Annotated in this window: 13 protein-coding genes; 9 read left to right on the top strand and 4 right to left on the bottom strand. The window is 73.7% G+C overall.

Translation table 11 applies throughout. The features are described 5' to 3' along the window. Nucleotides 1-54: 54 nt before the first annotated feature. Nucleotides 55-1,401: a maleylpyruvate isomerase N-terminal domain-containing protein gene (locus STRAU_RS36550; RefSeq protein WP_078621732.1), complete on the bottom strand. Its 1,347-nt coding sequence runs from the start codon at nucleotides 1,399-1,401 to the stop codon at nucleotides 55-57. 197 nt (nucleotides 1,402-1,598) lie between these two features. Then, nucleotides 1,599-2,195, bottom strand: a complete 597-nt coding sequence (locus STRAU_RS36545) for a sigma-70 family RNA polymerase sigma factor (RefSeq protein ID WP_016645422.1) — start codon at nucleotides 2,193-2,195, stop codon at nucleotides 1,599-1,601. Between the two features lie 270 nt (nucleotides 2,196-2,465). Between STRAU_RS36545 and STRAU_RS36540 the strand changes: the two genes are divergently transcribed. After that, nucleotides 2,466-2,840, top strand: a complete 375-nt coding sequence (locus STRAU_RS36540) for an STAS domain-containing protein (RefSeq protein ID WP_016645421.1) — start codon at nucleotides 2,466-2,468, stop codon at nucleotides 2,838-2,840. Nucleotides 2,841-3,071: 231 nt separating this feature from the next. Beyond that, nucleotides 3,072-3,569, top strand: a complete 498-nt coding sequence (locus tag STRAU_RS36535) for an EF-hand domain-containing protein (RefSeq protein ID WP_016645420.1) — start codon at nucleotides 3,072-3,074, stop codon at nucleotides 3,567-3,569. Nucleotides 3,570-3,588: 19 nt separating this feature from the next. Here STRAU_RS36535 and STRAU_RS36530 read toward each other — a convergent pair whose 3' ends face one another. Continuing rightward, nucleotides 3,589-5,142, bottom strand: a complete 1,554-nt coding sequence (locus STRAU_RS36530) for a class I adenylate-forming enzyme family protein (RefSeq protein WP_016645419.1) — start codon at nucleotides 5,140-5,142, stop codon at nucleotides 3,589-3,591. 148 nt (nucleotides 5,143-5,290) lie between these two features. On the opposite strand from STRAU_RS36530, the gene STRAU_RS36525 reads away from it, so the two are divergent. The 3 genes from STRAU_RS36525 to STRAU_RS36515 all read left to right on the top strand — a co-directional run bounded on the left by STRAU_RS36525 (nucleotide 5,291) and on the right by STRAU_RS36515 (nucleotide 8,407). Then, entirely contained in the window at nucleotides 5,291-6,433 is a 1,143-nt protein-coding gene (locus tag STRAU_RS36525; RefSeq protein ID WP_016645418.1) for an acyl-CoA dehydrogenase family protein, read from the top strand. A gap of 8 nt (nucleotides 6,434-6,441) precedes the next feature. Then, nucleotides 6,442-7,362, top strand: coding sequence for an acyl-CoA dehydrogenase family protein (locus tag STRAU_RS36520; protein ID WP_037664330.1), 921 nt, complete (start codon nucleotides 6,442-6,444; stop codon nucleotides 7,360-7,362). Nucleotides 7,363-7,855: 493 nt separating this feature from the next. Next, a complete protein-coding gene (locus STRAU_RS36515) occupies nucleotides 7,856-8,407 on the top strand; it encodes an ATP-binding protein (RefSeq protein WP_078621730.1) in 552 nt (183 codons plus the stop codon). A gap of 579 nt (nucleotides 8,408-8,986) precedes the next feature. On the opposite strand, the gene STRAU_RS36510 is transcribed toward STRAU_RS36515, so the two are convergent. Continuing rightward, entirely contained in the window at nucleotides 8,987-9,940 is a 954-nt protein-coding gene (locus STRAU_RS36510; protein ID WP_016645415.1) for a cyclase family protein, read from the bottom strand. An 83-nt stretch (nucleotides 9,941-10,023) separates the two neighbouring features. Between STRAU_RS36510 and STRAU_RS36505 the strand changes: the two genes are divergently transcribed. From STRAU_RS36505 to STRAU_RS36490, 4 genes are all read left to right on the top strand, one after another. Continuing rightward, nucleotides 10,024-10,989: an SDR family NAD(P)-dependent oxidoreductase gene (locus tag STRAU_RS36505; RefSeq protein WP_016645414.1), complete on the top strand. Its 966-nt coding sequence runs from the start codon at nucleotides 10,024-10,026 to the stop codon at nucleotides 10,987-10,989. An 8-nt stretch (nucleotides 10,990-10,997) separates the two neighbouring features. Continuing rightward, a complete protein-coding gene (locus STRAU_RS36500; protein ID WP_016645413.1) occupies nucleotides 10,998-12,272 on the top strand; it encodes an acyl-CoA dehydrogenase family protein in 1,275 nt (424 codons plus the stop codon). Further along, nucleotides 12,269-13,318 (top strand): Zn-dependent alcohol dehydrogenase, encoded by a 1,050-nt coding sequence (locus tag STRAU_RS36495; RefSeq protein ID WP_037664322.1) that lies wholly within the window; start codon nucleotides 12,269-12,271, stop codon nucleotides 13,316-13,318. Before STRAU_RS36500 ends, STRAU_RS36495 begins: the two co-directional genes overlap by 4 nt. 135 nt (nucleotides 13,319-13,453) lie before the next feature. Then, nucleotides 13,454-14,628, top strand: a 1,175-nt coding sequence (locus STRAU_RS36490; RefSeq protein WP_037664319.1) for an MFS transporter, incomplete at its 3' end; no start/stop codon positions are given.

Below are 14,628 nucleotides of genomic sequence, written 5' to 3'. Positions count from 1 at the left end.
ACGGGTGGGCACAGCCCAGGCCGACGGTGCCCGTCCGGCCGGGGGTGAGGCGCCCTACAACCGGCTCAGGGACGCCGCCGCGAACAGGACGTCCCTGATCGCCTCGCGGTCTCCCATCTGGCCGGCGGCCGCCTCCTCGGGGGCCACATGCCCCGCCGCCAGGCGGCAGAACTCCACGCCGTCCAGGGCGATGTGCGCCACCTCGCACTCGGCGGACCCGCTCGCCCCGGGCGAGTCCAGCGGAATGAACCACTCGCCGCCCCCGACCCCCTCGACCTCGAGCCGCAGACTCCGCCCCGGCGCCCCCGCCGCGACCAGCTCCCGCGACGGCGCAGCCCGCCCCGCCCGCCGCCGCTCGGCCAGCGTCGCGGGCAGCATCCGCGCCGCCAGGTCGATCATGTGGTGCAGATGGCGCGGCGAGGGCGGCTCGTACGGATAGTCCACGGCGTCGGCGATGTCCTCGGCGTGGATCCAGCACTCGAAGGCGCGCTCCACCATCGAGTCCCGCAGGGGCAGTTGGACGCTGCCGCCGCCGTCCTCGGCGGGAGCCTCCGCCGGCACCCCGTACTCCACGGCGAGCCGCCCCGAGCCGCCGCCCGCGAACGACACGGTCCGGATCAGCTCGTGCGTCTGGTCGCGCCAGGGGCCGCGCACCGCGCGGGTGGGCGGGAAGTGCGAAGCGCGCCAGTACGCCTCCGTGCGCCGGGTCGGGCCGGGGACCCGCGGGGCCTCCGGGCCGAGCGGGTCCTCCAGGCCGAGCGCGGTCCCGACCAGGCCGTCGACGGCCAGCAGATGCGCGATCACCCCGGCGACCGTCGTCTTGCGGCTCACCGGACCGTCGTCCTCGAACCAGCGCAGCCGTACGGGGGCGTGCCACTCGGCGTCCCCGATGTCCTGGAGCAACGCGTCGAGCCGCGCGGTCTCGGCGTCGTACGGAGCGGCCCAGTCGGGCAGCGGGATGCGGGGCGGACGCCGGCCGAGGCAGCTCTCCAGGACGCGGGTGCGCAGCCCCGGGTCGAGGTCCAGGCTCTCCGCGGGGTGCAGCAGGCCGACCGCCTCGCGCAGCCGCAGCGCCTCCTCGGCGCACGGCCCGCACGTCCCCAGATGCTCCTCGACGGCGATCGACTCCTGCGCCGAACAGGCAGCGAGCGCCCACGCCCCGAGCAACGACTTCAACACCCGATGATCAAGCTCCCCACCCCCCGAGGCTTCCCCACCACTCCCGGGCGCGGCCCCCACGTCGGGCGCGACCCCCGCGTCGGGCACAACCCCCGCGTCGGCATGACTCCCCGCGTCGCCCGGACCCTCGGGGTCGGCCCACTCCCCGGAGTCGGCCGCACCCCCGGCACCGGCCGCATCCTGCCCCTCCGCCTCCGGCGAAGGCACCCCCGGCAACGGCATCTCCGGCAGCGGCCCCCCGCCGTCCTCCACCGACACCCGCGGCGCGGGTATGCGCGGCGCCCCGCCCGCCCCGGGCAGGCCCCCCTGCCCGGGCTCGGGCCCGAAGCCGTCGTCGCCCTCGGGCCCACGGCCCGTCTCCTCGCCCCCGGGCCCACGGCCTGTCTCGTCGTCGTACGGATCCGGCTGGTCGGGGCTGTTCACAGTGCTCTCCCGTAGCCGTGGGCGCCGGTGTCCGTCGGCTCTTCGCCGGACGGGGCGGTGTCGTGGGCGGTGGAGAGCAGTTGCAGGCCGAGGCGGAGGCGGCGGCGGGCCTCGTCCTCGGTGACGCCGAGGTCCGCGGCCGTCTGGCGATAGTCGCGGCGCTGGAAATAGGCCAGCTCAAGGGCGGCGCGCAGCGGGGCGGGCATGGCGGTGACGATGTAGTCCGCGCGGGCGGCGGCGGAGGCGCGGCGGACCTTGCGCTCCAGGTCCTCCGTGGTGCCCTCGCCGCCCCGGGCCAGCGCCGCGGACTCGGTCTGCCGCAGCCGGCGCACGGCCTGCTGGTGGGCCAGCATGGCGATCCACGAGCGCAGCGGGCCCTGCTTGGGGTCGTACGCCTCGGGGTTCTCCCAGACGTGCGTGAAGACCTCGCGCGTGATGCGGTCGGCCGCCGCCACGTCCCCGAGGACGCGATACGCGAGGCCGTGCACCAGCGAGGCGAAGTGGTCGTACAGCTCGCCCAGGGCGGCTGCCTCCCCGTGCGCCAGGCGCTGCTGCATGCGGCGGTCCCAGCGACGCGGCGCGTCCTTCGGCATGCGGCCCCCTCGATCGCTCGCCGTCTTCCTTCACCCTCACCGTTGCTTCGAATGTAGTCGGCGCCACTGACACCGCACCGCCCTTTCCCCGCGCTTTCCCGTTCTTTGCGGCAAAGCGGGCCCGCGCGGGGCCGCGGATGATATTGAACCCGTGCCCAAGCCCGCTGCCGGGACGTGTGGGGTCCTGGTGTTTCATGGAACCGCTGTGGGGCAGCCGCGAAAGAGGAACCGTAGGAGCTGCTTCCGGATCAGCGGACGAGGGGCTGGCGCGTGGCGTTGAAGGTGGCCGTGGGTGAGCAGGGCGACTGGGTCGTGCTGCGGGTGTCGGGGGAGATGGACCTCCTGGCGTCACCCGTGCTGCGTCAGCGCGTGCACGACGCCGTCGCCGAGGGCCGCCGCAGCCTGGTCCTCGACCTGTCCGACGTGTTCTTCTGCGATTCGAGCGGCGTCGGCGTACTGATCACCACCCGCCGTCTGATGCGCTCCTGCCGCGGCCGGCTGCGGCTGATCCTGCCCGCGCAGGGAGCCGTCGACGGCTCGCACGTGAACCGCGTGCTCGCCGCGCTCGGCGTGCGGCGGCTCTTCGAGGTGTACCCGGACGCGGCGTCGGCGGTCGACGACGGCGCCGCACCCCTGACCGCGTAACCTTCCCGGGCGGACGCCGGCGCCGGTGTGCCCGCCGGGCCCGGAGTGCCTCCATGACACACCTTTGTCGCGGAATTTCCGCGGTCTTGGCACAGGCGTGGCTTTTCCGCCTCCTGGCGGCCGACGGCGTCGTACGCTCCTGGACAGATACCTGTAGGACGGCCCGACCCGGCCCCGGCCGGGGCGGACCGACCCCCCAACCGCATTGAGAAGTGAGGCGGCCCGAAGACCATGGACAGTGCCGAGTACGAACGCAGGATCGCGGCCCGTTTCGCCACCTTCGACCAGGACGGCAACGGCTACATCTCCCGTGAGGACTTCAGCACGGCGGCCCAGGCGCTGCTCGCGGAGTTCGGGGTGACCGCACGGTCCGAGAAGGGCCAGGCCCTGTACATCGGGGCCGAGGCGTTCTGGCAGGGCATGGCGGGCATCGCGGACCGCGACGGGGACCAGCGCATCACCAAGGACGAGTTCGTCGGCGGCGCCGTGAAGCGGCTGCGCGACAACCCCGCCCGGTTCGCGGAGATCGCCCGGCCGTTCCTGCACGCGCTGATCGCCCTGGCGGACGGCGACGGGGACGCCTCGGTCACCGCCGGCGAGGTGCAGCGCGTGCTCCGCGTCCTCGGCGTGCAGCCGGACGTCGCCGAACAGGCCGCCGCGACCCTCGGCCCGGTCACCGAGGACCAGGTCGTCTCCGCCTTCGCGTCGTACTTCACGGTCCCCGAGTAGGGCCGGGGCGCCGCACCGCTCACGCCGAAAAGCGCTCCCGCAGCTTGTACTTGAGTACCTTCCTCAACGTCTCGTTGCGGGGCAGCGCCGACACCAGCTCCAGTTGCTCCGGGAGCTTGTGCACGGACAGACCCGCGCCGCGCAGGTACGCCGACGCCTCCGGAAGCGTCAACTCGGGTGCTCCGGGGGCGCCTTCCACGACCGCGCACACCCGCTCGCCGCGCTCCGCGTCGGGCAGCCCGATCACCGCCACGTCGGCGACCGCCGGGTGCGCGTGCAGCAGGTCCTCGATCTCCTTGGCGGAGATGTTCTCGCCCTTGCGGATGATGACGTCCTTGGCCCGGCCGGTCAGGACAAGGTGGCCGGTCTCCCGCAGGTGCCCCAGGTCGCCGGTGATCAGGAAGCCGTCCGCGTCGAACGCGGCCCGCGTGGCCGCCGCGTCCAAGTAGCCCCGGCAGACGGCCTCGCCGCGCAGCCGCACCTCGCCGTCCGTGCCGGCGGGCACCTCCTCGCCGTCGGCGTCGGTGACGCGGATCTCCATGCCTGCGGGCGGGCGGCCCTCCGTGGTGGCCAGGTTCTCCGGCGAGTCGTCGGGGTCGCCCATCGTGATCATCGGGACCTCGGTCATGCCGTAGCCGTGGGTGAGTTGGCACCCCATCTCGCGTACGACGGTGTGGTAGATCTCCGGCGGCTTGGGGGCGCCGCCGCCCGCGAGCAGGCGGAGGGTGGGGATGAGCCTCCGGTCCGGACGCTTGCGCTGCTCGGTCAGGAACATCGAGTAGAACGCCGTCGAGCCGCCCGCGACGGTCACGCCGTGCCGCCGGTAGCCGTCCAGCGCGTCCGGCAGCGCGAAGTGCTCGAACATGACGGCCGGGAAGCCGTAGAGCAGCAGCATGACGGTGTAGTCGGGCCCGGCGATGTGCGCGAAGGGGAACGCCATCGAGCCCACGTCGTCCGGCGTCAGGCGCAGCGCGTGCGCCAGGCAGGCGCCGCCCGCGATCAGGGAGCGGTCGGTGTGCAGGACGCCCTTGGGGTCGGAGGTCGTGCCCGACGTCCAGTAGATCCAGCGCACCGCGCGGCCGTCGGCCGGCGGCGGGGGCAGGACGCCGGGGTCGGCCTCCGGCAGCTCGTCGTACGCGGTGAACACGCCGCGCGCACCGAGCCGCGCCGCCAGCTCCGCGTGGTCGAAGCCCCGCCAGACGCCCGGCACCGCGAAGAACTCGGCCTTCGACTCCCGCAGCGCGAAGCCGACTTCGCGATCGCGGTAGAACGGGATCACCGGCGACTGGACGGCCCCGAGGCGGGCGAGCGCGAAGGACAGGACGGCCGTCTCGACGCGGGTGGGGAGCTGCCAGGCGACGACCGTGCCGGGACGCACCCCCATCCCGTAAAGGCCCGCCGCCACCCGCTCGCAGCGCTGCCGCAGGCCGCCGAAGGTGAGGGTGCGGTCGTCGGCGGGGTCGGCGGCGGCCTGGATCAGGGCCGGGGTGTCCGGGGTGAGGGCGGCGCGGCGCTCGATGAGTTCCCAGAGCGTCCCGCAGGAGCTCAGGGCGTGGGCGGTGTCGTCGTGCACTGCGGCCCCCTCGTGTCCACTCGCGGCTGCGAGCACAGTTTCTGACGGGCAGTCAGAAGGTGCGGAGAGCGTAGAGCTCCACTCCTTGTCGGTCCAGAGGCGCGGGGCTAGCCTGCGTTCTGACGACCCATCAGAAACGGGGCTCTTGATGGACCTGACGTACACCGAGGAGGAGGAAGCCTTCCGGCAGGGGCTGCGGGCCTGGCTCGCCGACGTGCTGCCGAAGCTGCCCGCCAAGCCCTCGCCCGGCGACTGGCCGGGGCGGCGGGCGTACGACACCGCGTGGCAGCGGACGCTGTACGACGCGGGGTACGGCGAGGTGCACTGGGACGCGTCCCCGACCCGGCGGCTGATCTTCCTGGAGGAGACGGAGAAGGCGGGCGCACCCTACGTAGGGGCCAATTTCGTCGGCCTGCTGCACGCCGGGCCCACCATCGCCTCCGAAGGCACCCCCGAGCAGCGGGCCCGCTGGCTGCCGCCCGTGCTGCGCGGCGACGAGGTGTGGTGCCAGGGCTTCAGCGAACCGGACGCCGGATCCGACCTCGCGTCGCTGCGCACGCGCGCGTGGAGGGACGGCGACGACTACGTAGTGAGCGGTTCGAAGATCTGGACCTCGCACGCGGAGGTCGCCGACTGGTGCGAACTCCTCGTGCGGACGACACCCGTGAGCGAGGACGTGCCCAAGCACCGGGGCATCACCTGGCTCGCGATGCCCATGGGCGCGGCCGGGATCACGGTGCGGCCGCTGCGTACGCTCGCGGGCTCGGCGGAGTTCGCCGAGGTGTTCCTCGACGAGGTGCGGGTGCCGGTCGCCAACCGGGTGGGCGCCGAGAACGACGGCTGGCGCGTGACCATGGTGACGCTGTCGTTCGAGCGGGGCACGGCCTTCGTGGGGGAGGTCGTGGCCTGCCGCCGGCTGCTCGGCGAGCTGGCCCGGGAGGCGCGCGCGAACGGGCGCTGGGACGACGCGGTGCTGCGGCGCAGGCTCGGGCGGCTGAGCGCGGAGTTCGCCGCCCTGTGGCGGCTGACGCAGTGGAACGTCAGCGAGGGCCGGCGCACCGGCGGCGTGCCCGGCACCGGCGGGTCCGTCTTCAAGTTGCGCTACTCCCACGCGCGCCAGGCGCTGTACGACGCGGCCGCCGATGTGCTCGGCCCCGGCGCCCTCGACCTGGACCGGGCCTGGACCCTGGAGCGGCTGTCCTCACTGTCGTACACCATCGCCGCCGGGACCTCGCAGATCCAGCGCAACATCGTCGCCGAGCGCATCCTCGGCCTGCCGAAGGGGCGGTGAGCCGGGCCGTGGACTTCCAACTCACCGATGATCAGAAGGCGTTGAAGCGGGGCATACGGGATGTTCTGGAAGGGCGGTTCGGGCGGGACGCGTTGCGGGCCGCCGTCGATGCCGCGGACGCTGCCGCAGCCGCGGCCGACGTGGACGCGGGTGCTGTCGCCGACGCCCTTGAAACCCTCCGGCTCGACCGGGAGCTGTGGCGGGCGCTCGGGGACGCCGGGTTCTTCTCGCTGTGCGTGCCCGAGAGCGCGGGCGGGGTCGGACTGGGGCTGCCCGAGGCCGTGTTGGCCTTCGAGGAGGCCGGGCGGGTGCTCCTTCCGGGGCCCGCAGTGGCGACGTTCCTCGCGGCCGGGGAGGTCGAGGGCGCGGCCGCCGGGGAGGTCGTCGTCACCGCCGTCGACGGCGGCCTCGTGCCGTGGCTCGCGGAGGCCGACGTGGTGCGCGGGAACGCGGCGGGCGCGGTCGCCGTACGGTCCGTGGACCCGTTGACGCCGCTGCACCGCGTACCGGACGGCCCTTTGGCCCCCACTGCCGCCGTCTTGCTCCTGGCCGCCGAACAGCTCGGCTCCGCCGCCCGCACCTGCGAGGCGGCCGTCCAATACGCCCAAGATCGACAACAGTTCGGCGGGCCCGTCGGCCGCTTCCAGGCCGTGCAGCACCTGTGCGCCGACATGCTGGTCCGCGCGGAGACGGCCCGCGCGGCCGTGTACGCCGCCGCCGTCACCGGGGACCCCCTCGAAGCCCTCGGCGCCAAGCTGCTGGCCGACGACGCCGCCGTACGCAACGCCCGTGACTGTCTGCAAGCGCACGGTGGCATGGGGTTCACCTGGGAGTCCGACGTCCATCTGCACCTGAAACGGGCCTGGGTGCGGGCCGGGCTCGGCCGCACGGCGGCCCGGGCGGAGGAGGAACTGGCCGCCGCGCTGTGATCGACTTGTGCGTCCGGCGAAAGGGGGTGAGGCTTCCCGTGAAAGACGGTGACATCTGCCGCTGAATCCGGCGATGTCCGTCACGAAAGGCGGCAGAACTCGCCGTGAACGAACGAAAAGCTACTGAGCGTCGATATCGGGTTGTGTCCTACGCGTGACTCGTCACGACGCGGAGTCGGCGCCCGGCTCCGGTACCTTGTGTGAGATGCGAGTGGTCCTGAGGCCGAGCCGTGCCGGTGTTGCCCCTGAGGCGACTCCGCGCCTGGCAGCGCGCTTCTCTCGCCGCGCAGGACGAGGCCGAGCGCCCGCCTGTTCGACCCCTTGCGGTGCGCGTCGCACAGTATGCCGCACGCGTACTCCTTCGCGCTGGAATATGCCCGAAGCGCTTGTTGGGGTGACTGAACGTCAACCATGCTGTCTCTCAAGGGGTTCACGTTCTGTGACCCTGCGGAGTCACGAGGCGATGTGTCCGCCGGTTCGGATGGTGTGAGCGGTGCAGGTGCTTCAAGTTCAGCTGGAAGTCGGGCCGGATCCCGCGGAAGTGGGCCGGGCCCGCAGATGGGCGCGCTCACGGCTCGCCGGGTCGGGCATAGCTGCCGACGAGCCGGTGGCCGAGACGCTGATCCTGCTGATCTCGGAGCTCGTCACCAACGCCGTTGTACACACGGGCTGTCCGGCGGTCCTGCGCATGCTGCTCCCCGGAGTCCCCGCCGACGAACCCGGCACCGTCCGCGTCGAGGTCGCCGACCGCAGCGCCTGCCCGCCCCGGCCCCGGCACGCCGAGGGCGACGACACCAACGGCCGCGGCCTCGAACTCGTCGACGGCCTCGCCGACCGCTGGGGCTGGCGGCACGAGGGCGCCGGCAAGAGCATCTGGTGCGAGGTCGACCGCTGCGAGGCGGGCGCCCCCGCCGTCACCTTCGACGGGACGACCCACGAGGACGTCGCGTACGAAGCGGTCTGGCCCCACGTCGCGCACGAAGCGGCACCACCCCGCGTCACGCACGAAGCGGCGCCGCCCCGCGTCGCACGCGAACCCGCGTGAGCGACGGGCCGCCTGACCGCTTGACCGCTTGACCGCTTGACCGAAACCCGCGTACCGCCTGACCGAACCCGCGTGACCGCCCGACCGAACCCGCGTAACGGCCCGGCCGAAGCCGTGTGACCCCCCGACCGCCCCCGCACCCCTCCCGCGTCCCCCCGCGGCGCCCCGCCACCCCGCGCTCCCGCACCGCCCGCCGTGCCGACGTATGCGCCGTCCCGTGCCCCGATGCGCGGCCGTGCGCGGGCCCGGACAAAAGCCGCATACCCCGTAAATCCCCGGCACGCTGTTGACGTACCGTGACCAATTGATCACGCTGGTGTGCAGCGATTCGCCGCGAGGGGACGCCGAGGGGCGCCGGCGCCTGTGGCCCGCTCCTTGGCGAGGTGCGAATCGTGATTCGGCGTGGTGCCCCTTCAGGGCAGCAGGGGGGCGGGGCCCGTAACGCCGGAGCCGGATGGCGGCGCGCGGTACAGCGCTCGGGGCGGGCGCCGACGCGCCGCCACCCGAACTCCGACCCCGGGGTCCATGCTCGGACCCGAGGCCCGGCGTCGGCGGACGCGGACGCGGCGGACCGCGACTTCAGAAGATCGCGACCGGCGCCACCGGTGAACCCGTCGCGCCCGTGAAGGGCTCCGGTGTCGCCGACAGCAAGAAGCTGTACCGCCGCTCCTCTCCACAGGCTGTGGACAACTTTTCGAGATTCCAGTTCTGCCCCTGCGGCATGCCCATCTCGACCAGGTGCAGGGCGTGCACCGGCAGCCACAGATTCTCGATCTCCGGCGGGAAGATCTCAAAGGTCAGCGTGTCATTGGCGACGGCCGCCACGTCGCGCGCGTGGAACCACTCCGGCGTCCGCACCGAGAGCCCCGGCGACGGAAAGGCGTAACCGTGCTTGTCGCCCGCCAGATACGCCTGGAGCTGCCCCGTCCGTACGAGGACGATGTCGCCCGCGCCGACCGTGACGCCCCCGAACTCCTCGGCCCCGTCCAGGTCTTCGGGAGTGACCGCGTGATCGGCGGGCAGCCGGTCCAGGCCCTTGGCGCGGGCCACGTCCAGGAGCACCCCGCGCGAGACGACGTACGCGGCCGTGGCGATCGAGCTGAACCGGGCGCCCTCGTGGGCCGTGATCGTGTCCGCGGGGCGGCCGTTGTAGATCCGGCCCGAGTGCGAGGCGTGCGGCAGCGCGTCCCAGTGCGTGGCCGCCTGCAGGCCCATCGTGACGACGTCGTCGCTGGTGGCGACCGAATCCGGGCCGACGAGCGGCTGGTTGATCTGCACCATCGTGTGCAGCGGATTGACCCGCCCCGGGATCATGCCCGTCTGTACGCCGTCCTGGCGCAGCGGCAGCGCCAGCGGAACGCGACGGCCCGTGCGGACCGTGGCGGCGGCCGCGCGCACCACCTCGTCGGTGATCAGGTTCAGGGTGCCGATCTCGTCGTCGGCGCCCCAGCGGCCCCAGTTGTTGACGCGCTCGGCGAGGTCGAGGAACTCCTGCGGCATGGCGGGCACGGCCGGATCGGTCGACGCTGACATGAGTGCTCCCCGGGGCTTGTCTTCCGGTGTCTGACGGGTCATAAAATCTAACGGTCCGTCAGAAACCGCGGGAAGGGGCCGGTGTGGGGAACTTCTTGGCAGGCAAGGTGGTCGCCGTCACCGGCGCCGGGCGGGGCATCGGCCGGGCGGTCGCGCTCGCCGCGGCGGCCGAGGGCGCGCAGGTCGTCGTCAACGACTACGGCGTTTCGGTCGGGGGCGGCGAGCCCACGAGTGAGGTGGCCGCGGCCGTCGTCAAGGAGATCGAGGCGGCCGGGGGCGAGGCGGTGGCCGTCGCGGACGACATCTCCACGATGGCGGGCGGGCAGCGGATCGTCGACGTGGCGCTCGCCGAGTACGGGCGCGTGGACGGCGTCGTGTGCGTCGCCGGGATCCTGCGCGAGCGGATGCTGTTCAACATGTCCGAGGAGGAGTGGGACCCCGTCGTCGCCACCCACCTGAAGGGCACCTTCACCGTCTTCCGGGCCGCGTCCGCCGTCATGCGCAAACAGGGCTCGGGCACCCTCATCGGCTTCACCAGCGGCAACCACCAGGGCTCCGTCGCCCAGGCCAACTACAGCGCCGCCAAGGGTGGCATCATCTCGCTGGTCCGCAGTGCCGCGCTGGGCCTGCACAAGTACGGCGTCACCGCCAACGCCGTCGCGCCCGTCGCCCGTACCCGGATGTCCGCGGGCGTCCCCATGGAGCTGGCGGAGATCGGGGAGCCGGGGGACGTGGCCGCCCTCGTCGTCTACCTGCTCAGCGACCGGGCCCGGCAGGAGAAGATCACCGGGCAGGTGTACACGGTCGCCGGGCCGAAGATCGCGGTCTGGGCGCAGCCGCGGGAGCTGCGCGCCGGGTACGCCGACGGCGGCTGGACCCCGGAGAAGATCGCCGACTTCCTGCCCGGGACGGTGGGCACCGATCCGATGCCGCTGCTCGCGCGGCTTGAGGAGATGGCGCGGGCCGCGGCGGCGAAGGACCGGCCCAACGCGGGGCCGAACGCCGAGCCCGGCCCCGGCACCGCCCCCGCCTCCGGCTCCAACGCCTAGGCCCCGCCGTGGACTTCGGGTTCGGGCCCGCCGACGAGGACTTCCGGCGGGAGGCGCGGGCGTGGCTGGAGGAGCATCTGACCGGGGAGTTCGCGGCGGCCGCGGGGCAGGGCGGGCCGGGCAGCGAGCACGAGCGCGGGGACGTGCGGCGGGCGTGGGAACGGGAGTTGGGGCGGGGCGGGTGGATCGGGATCGGGTGGGATGCCGAGGGTGACGGAAGTGGCCAAAGCGCCGGGGGTGGCGGCGAGGCGTCCTATGGGGCGCGGCGGGCCTCGCTGACCCAGCAGGTCGTGTGGGCCGAGGAGTACGCGCGCGTGCGCGCGCCCGCCCGGTGCGGCCATGTCGGCGAGAACCTCCTCGCGCCCACCCTCCTCGCGTACGGCACCCGGGAGCAGAAGGACGAGTTCCTGCCGCCCATCGCGCGCGGTGAGGCGCTGTGGTGCCAGGGCTACAGCGAACCGGGCGCCGGGTCGGACCTGGCGGGCGTGCGCACCACGGCCGTACGGGACGAGAACGGCGGCGGCGCGCAAGGGACGTACCGCGTCACAGGACAGAAGATCTGGACCTCCCTCGCGCACGAGGCGGACTGGTGCTTCGTCCTCGCCCGCACGGAACCGGGCTCGCGGCGCCACCACGGCCTGTCCTTCCTGCTCGTCCCCATGGACCAGCCCGGCCGGATCGACGTACGCCCGATCCGGCAGCTCACCGGCACGAGCGAGTTCAACGAGGTCTTCTTCGACGGGGCACGCGCGCGTGCCGCCCACATCGTCGGCGGTGAGGGCAACGGCTGGCGGGTCGCCATGGGGCTGCTCGGCTTCGAGCGCGGCGTGTCCACGCTGGCCCAGCAGATCGGCTTCGCCCAGGAACTGGACCGGGTCGTGCGGGAGGCCCTGCGCGCCGGGGCCGCGGCCGACCCGGTGCTGCGGGACCGCCTGACGCGGCAGTGGGCCGACCTGCGCGTCATGCGCTGGAACGCCCTGCGTACGTTGGGGAGTTCGGGCACCGACGTCGGCTCGCCCAGCGTGGCCAAGCTGCTGTGGGGCGGCTGGCACCAGCGGCTCGGCGAGCTGGCGATGGCCGTGCGCGGGACGGCGGCGGCCGTCGGGCCCGCCGACTGGAGCGCGGACGCGCCGTACGAACTGGACGCGCTCCAGCGGCTCTTCCTCTTCTCGCGCGCCGACACCGTCTACGGCGGCTCGGACGAGATCCAGCGGAACATCATCGCCGAGCGGGTGCTCGGACTGCCGAGAGAGGCCAAGGGGCCGGTGAGGGGTACGCCATGAGGGGCGTGGTGTTCGACGGGGTGCGGGCGGAGGTCGTCGACGACCTGGAGATACGCGGTCCGGGGCCGGGGGAGGTGCTCGTGGCCGTCGCGGCGGCCGGGCTGTGCCACAGCGACCTGTCGGTGATCGACGGGACCATCCCGTTCCCGCCGCCCGTGGTGCTCGGGCACGAGGGCGCGGGCGTCGTCGAGGCCATCGGCGCGGGCGTCACGCACGTCGTGCCCGGCGACCACGTGGCGCTGTCCACCCTGGCGAGCTGCGGGGCCTGCGCGGAGTGCGACCGGGGCCGCCCCACCATGTGCCGCAAGGCCATCGGGATGCCCCAACAGCCGTTCTCCCGGGCCGGGAAGCCGCTCTACCAGTTCGCCGCGAACTCCGCGTTCGCCGAACGCACCCTCGTCAAGGCCGTGCAGGCCGTGAAGATCCCCAAGGAGATCCCGCTGACGTCGGCCGCGCTCATCGGGTGCGGGGTCGTCACCGGCGTCGGCGCCGCGCTCAACCGCGCCCGGGTCGCGCACGGCGACTCCGTCGTCGTCATCGGCACCGGCGGCATCGGCCTCAACGTCCTCCAGGGCGCGCGGCTCGCGGGCGCCACGACCCTCGTCGCCGTCGACGCCAACCCCCAGAAGGAGGCGGTGGCACGGCAGTTCGGCGCCACGCACTTCCTGCCGTCGGCGGAGGGCGTGACCGAGATCCTGCCGAACGGCGCGGACCACGCCTTCGAGTGCGTGGGCCGCGTCGAGCTGATCCGCCAGGCCGTCGACCTGCTCGACCGGCACGGCCAGGCGATCCTGCTCGGCGTGCCGCCCGCGAAGGCCGAGGCGTCGTTCCTGGTGTCGTCGCTGTTCCTGGACAAGTCGATCCTCGGCTGCCGGTACGGATCGTCGCGCCCGCAACGCGACTTCGCGCTGTACGCCGACCTGTACCTCGCCGGGCGGCTGCTCCTCGACGAGCTGGTGACGCGGACGTATCCGGTGGAGGAGTTCGACCTGGCGCGGGCGGACGCGGAGGAAGGGCGGGTGGCGCGGGGGGTGTTGGTGTTCTGAGCGGCGGCTCGACGCCCTGGCGGGCGCCGTGCCCGATGGCCTCGCGGGCTTCGCACCCGGCGGTCCCGCGGGCTCCGCGTCCGGCGCGGGAAAAGCCGTGGGGCGTTGTCAGTGCCGTGACTTACCTTCGTACGCATGAGCTATCGCGACATCGCATCGCGGCGGACCCTCGCCTGGGCGGCCGTGGCCGTGGGCGCCCGGATGCCCGTGGCCATGGCGCCGCTCGCCGTCGTGTTCCTCGTCCGCGAGCGGGAGGGCGGGTACACCCTCGGTGCGATGCTCGCCGCGGTGTACGTGATCGGTGAGATCGCCGGCGCCCCGCTGCTCGGCATGCGGATGCGGGCCGAGCGGGCCAGGCCGCAGCTCGCCGTCGGGCTCGCGGTGGGCGCGGTGGGCTTCGCGGCGCTCGGCGCGCTGCCGGACGCGCACGCCGCGGTGCTCGCGGTCTGCGCGTTCGTCGCGGGCGCGGCCCCCGCCGCCGCGCCCGGGGGGATGCGCGCGCTGCTCACCAGCCTGGTTCCGGAGAAGTCCGTGGCGCAGGCGATGTCGGCCGAGTCCGTGCTCATCTTCCTCATATGGGCGGCCGCCCCGGCCGCCGTCACCGGCCTCGCGCTCGGTGTCGCGCCCGGCCTGCCCCTGCTGCTGGCCGCCGCCCTGATGGCGCTGTCCGTGGCCGGTCTCTGGCTGCTGCCCGTGGGCTGGCAGGCGGACGAGTCCGACCGGGACGGCGAGTCGATGCTGCGCATCATGGCCCGCGCCTGGCCGGTGTACGTGACCGGTGCGGCCAGCCTCTCGCTCCTGGCCCTGGCCGAGCTGGTGCTGCCCGCGCTCCTGGAGCAGCGCTCCACATCCGTCGGCATGTCGGGCCCGCTGCTCGCGGGGCTCGCGGTGGGCTCGGCGGTCGGCTCGCTCGTGTACGGGCTGCGGACGTGGCCGGGGCGGCTGCGCACGCAGAGCCTGGTCCTGATGCTCTCCGTCAGCGGCTGCCTGGCCGTCGTCGCCCTGCTGCCGTCGGTGGGGTGGCTGGCCGTGGGCCTGACGGTCGCGGGCTTCTTCCAGGCCGGCGCGATGCTCACCCGGAACCTGACCCTCCGTGAGGTGTTGCCGCCGAGTGCGCTCGCCGCGGGCTATTCGGTGATGTACGCGGCGGTCGGGGCGGGGTACGCGGCCAGCGGGTCGCTGGCCGGTGGCCTCCTCAGCGTGACGACGCCGTCTACGGCCATCCTGGCCGGGGTCGGGCTGTCCGTGGTGCTGACGCTGGTGGGTGCGCTGGCGGAGGTACGGCCGGGTCCTGCCGGGGGCTCCCCAAT

The organism is Streptomyces aurantiacus JA 4570 (genome assembly GCF_000414115.1).
Taxonomy (GTDB): domain Bacteria; phylum Actinomycetota; class Actinomycetes; order Streptomycetales; family Streptomycetaceae; genus Streptomyces; species Streptomyces aurantiacus_A.
Note: the sequence above shows the minus strand (reverse complement) of the source record. Positions and strands in the feature narration are given on the sequence as shown.

Coding starts and splice junctions, on each gene's coding strand:
- STRAU_RS36550 (WP_078621732.1), bottom strand. CDS start 1,401: ATGCCGTTGCCGGGGGTGCCTTCGCCGGAGGCGGAGGGGCAGGATGCG.
- STRAU_RS36545 (WP_016645422.1), bottom strand. CDS start 2,195: ATGCCGAAGGACGCGCCGCGTCGCTGGGACCGCCGCATGCAGCAGCGC.
- STRAU_RS36535 (WP_016645420.1), top strand. CDS start 3,072: ATGGACAGTGCCGAGTACGAACGCAGGATCGCGGCCCGTTTCGCCACC.
- STRAU_RS36525 (WP_016645418.1), top strand. CDS start 5,291: ATGGACCTGACGTACACCGAGGAGGAGGAAGCCTTCCGGCAGGGGCTG.
- STRAU_RS36510 (WP_016645415.1), bottom strand. CDS start 9,940: ATGTCAGCGTCGACCGATCCGGCCGTGCCCGCCATGCCGCAGGAGTTC.
- STRAU_RS36495 (WP_037664322.1), top strand. CDS start 12,269: ATGAGGGGCGTGGTGTTCGACGGGGTGCGGGCGGAGGTCGTCGACGAC.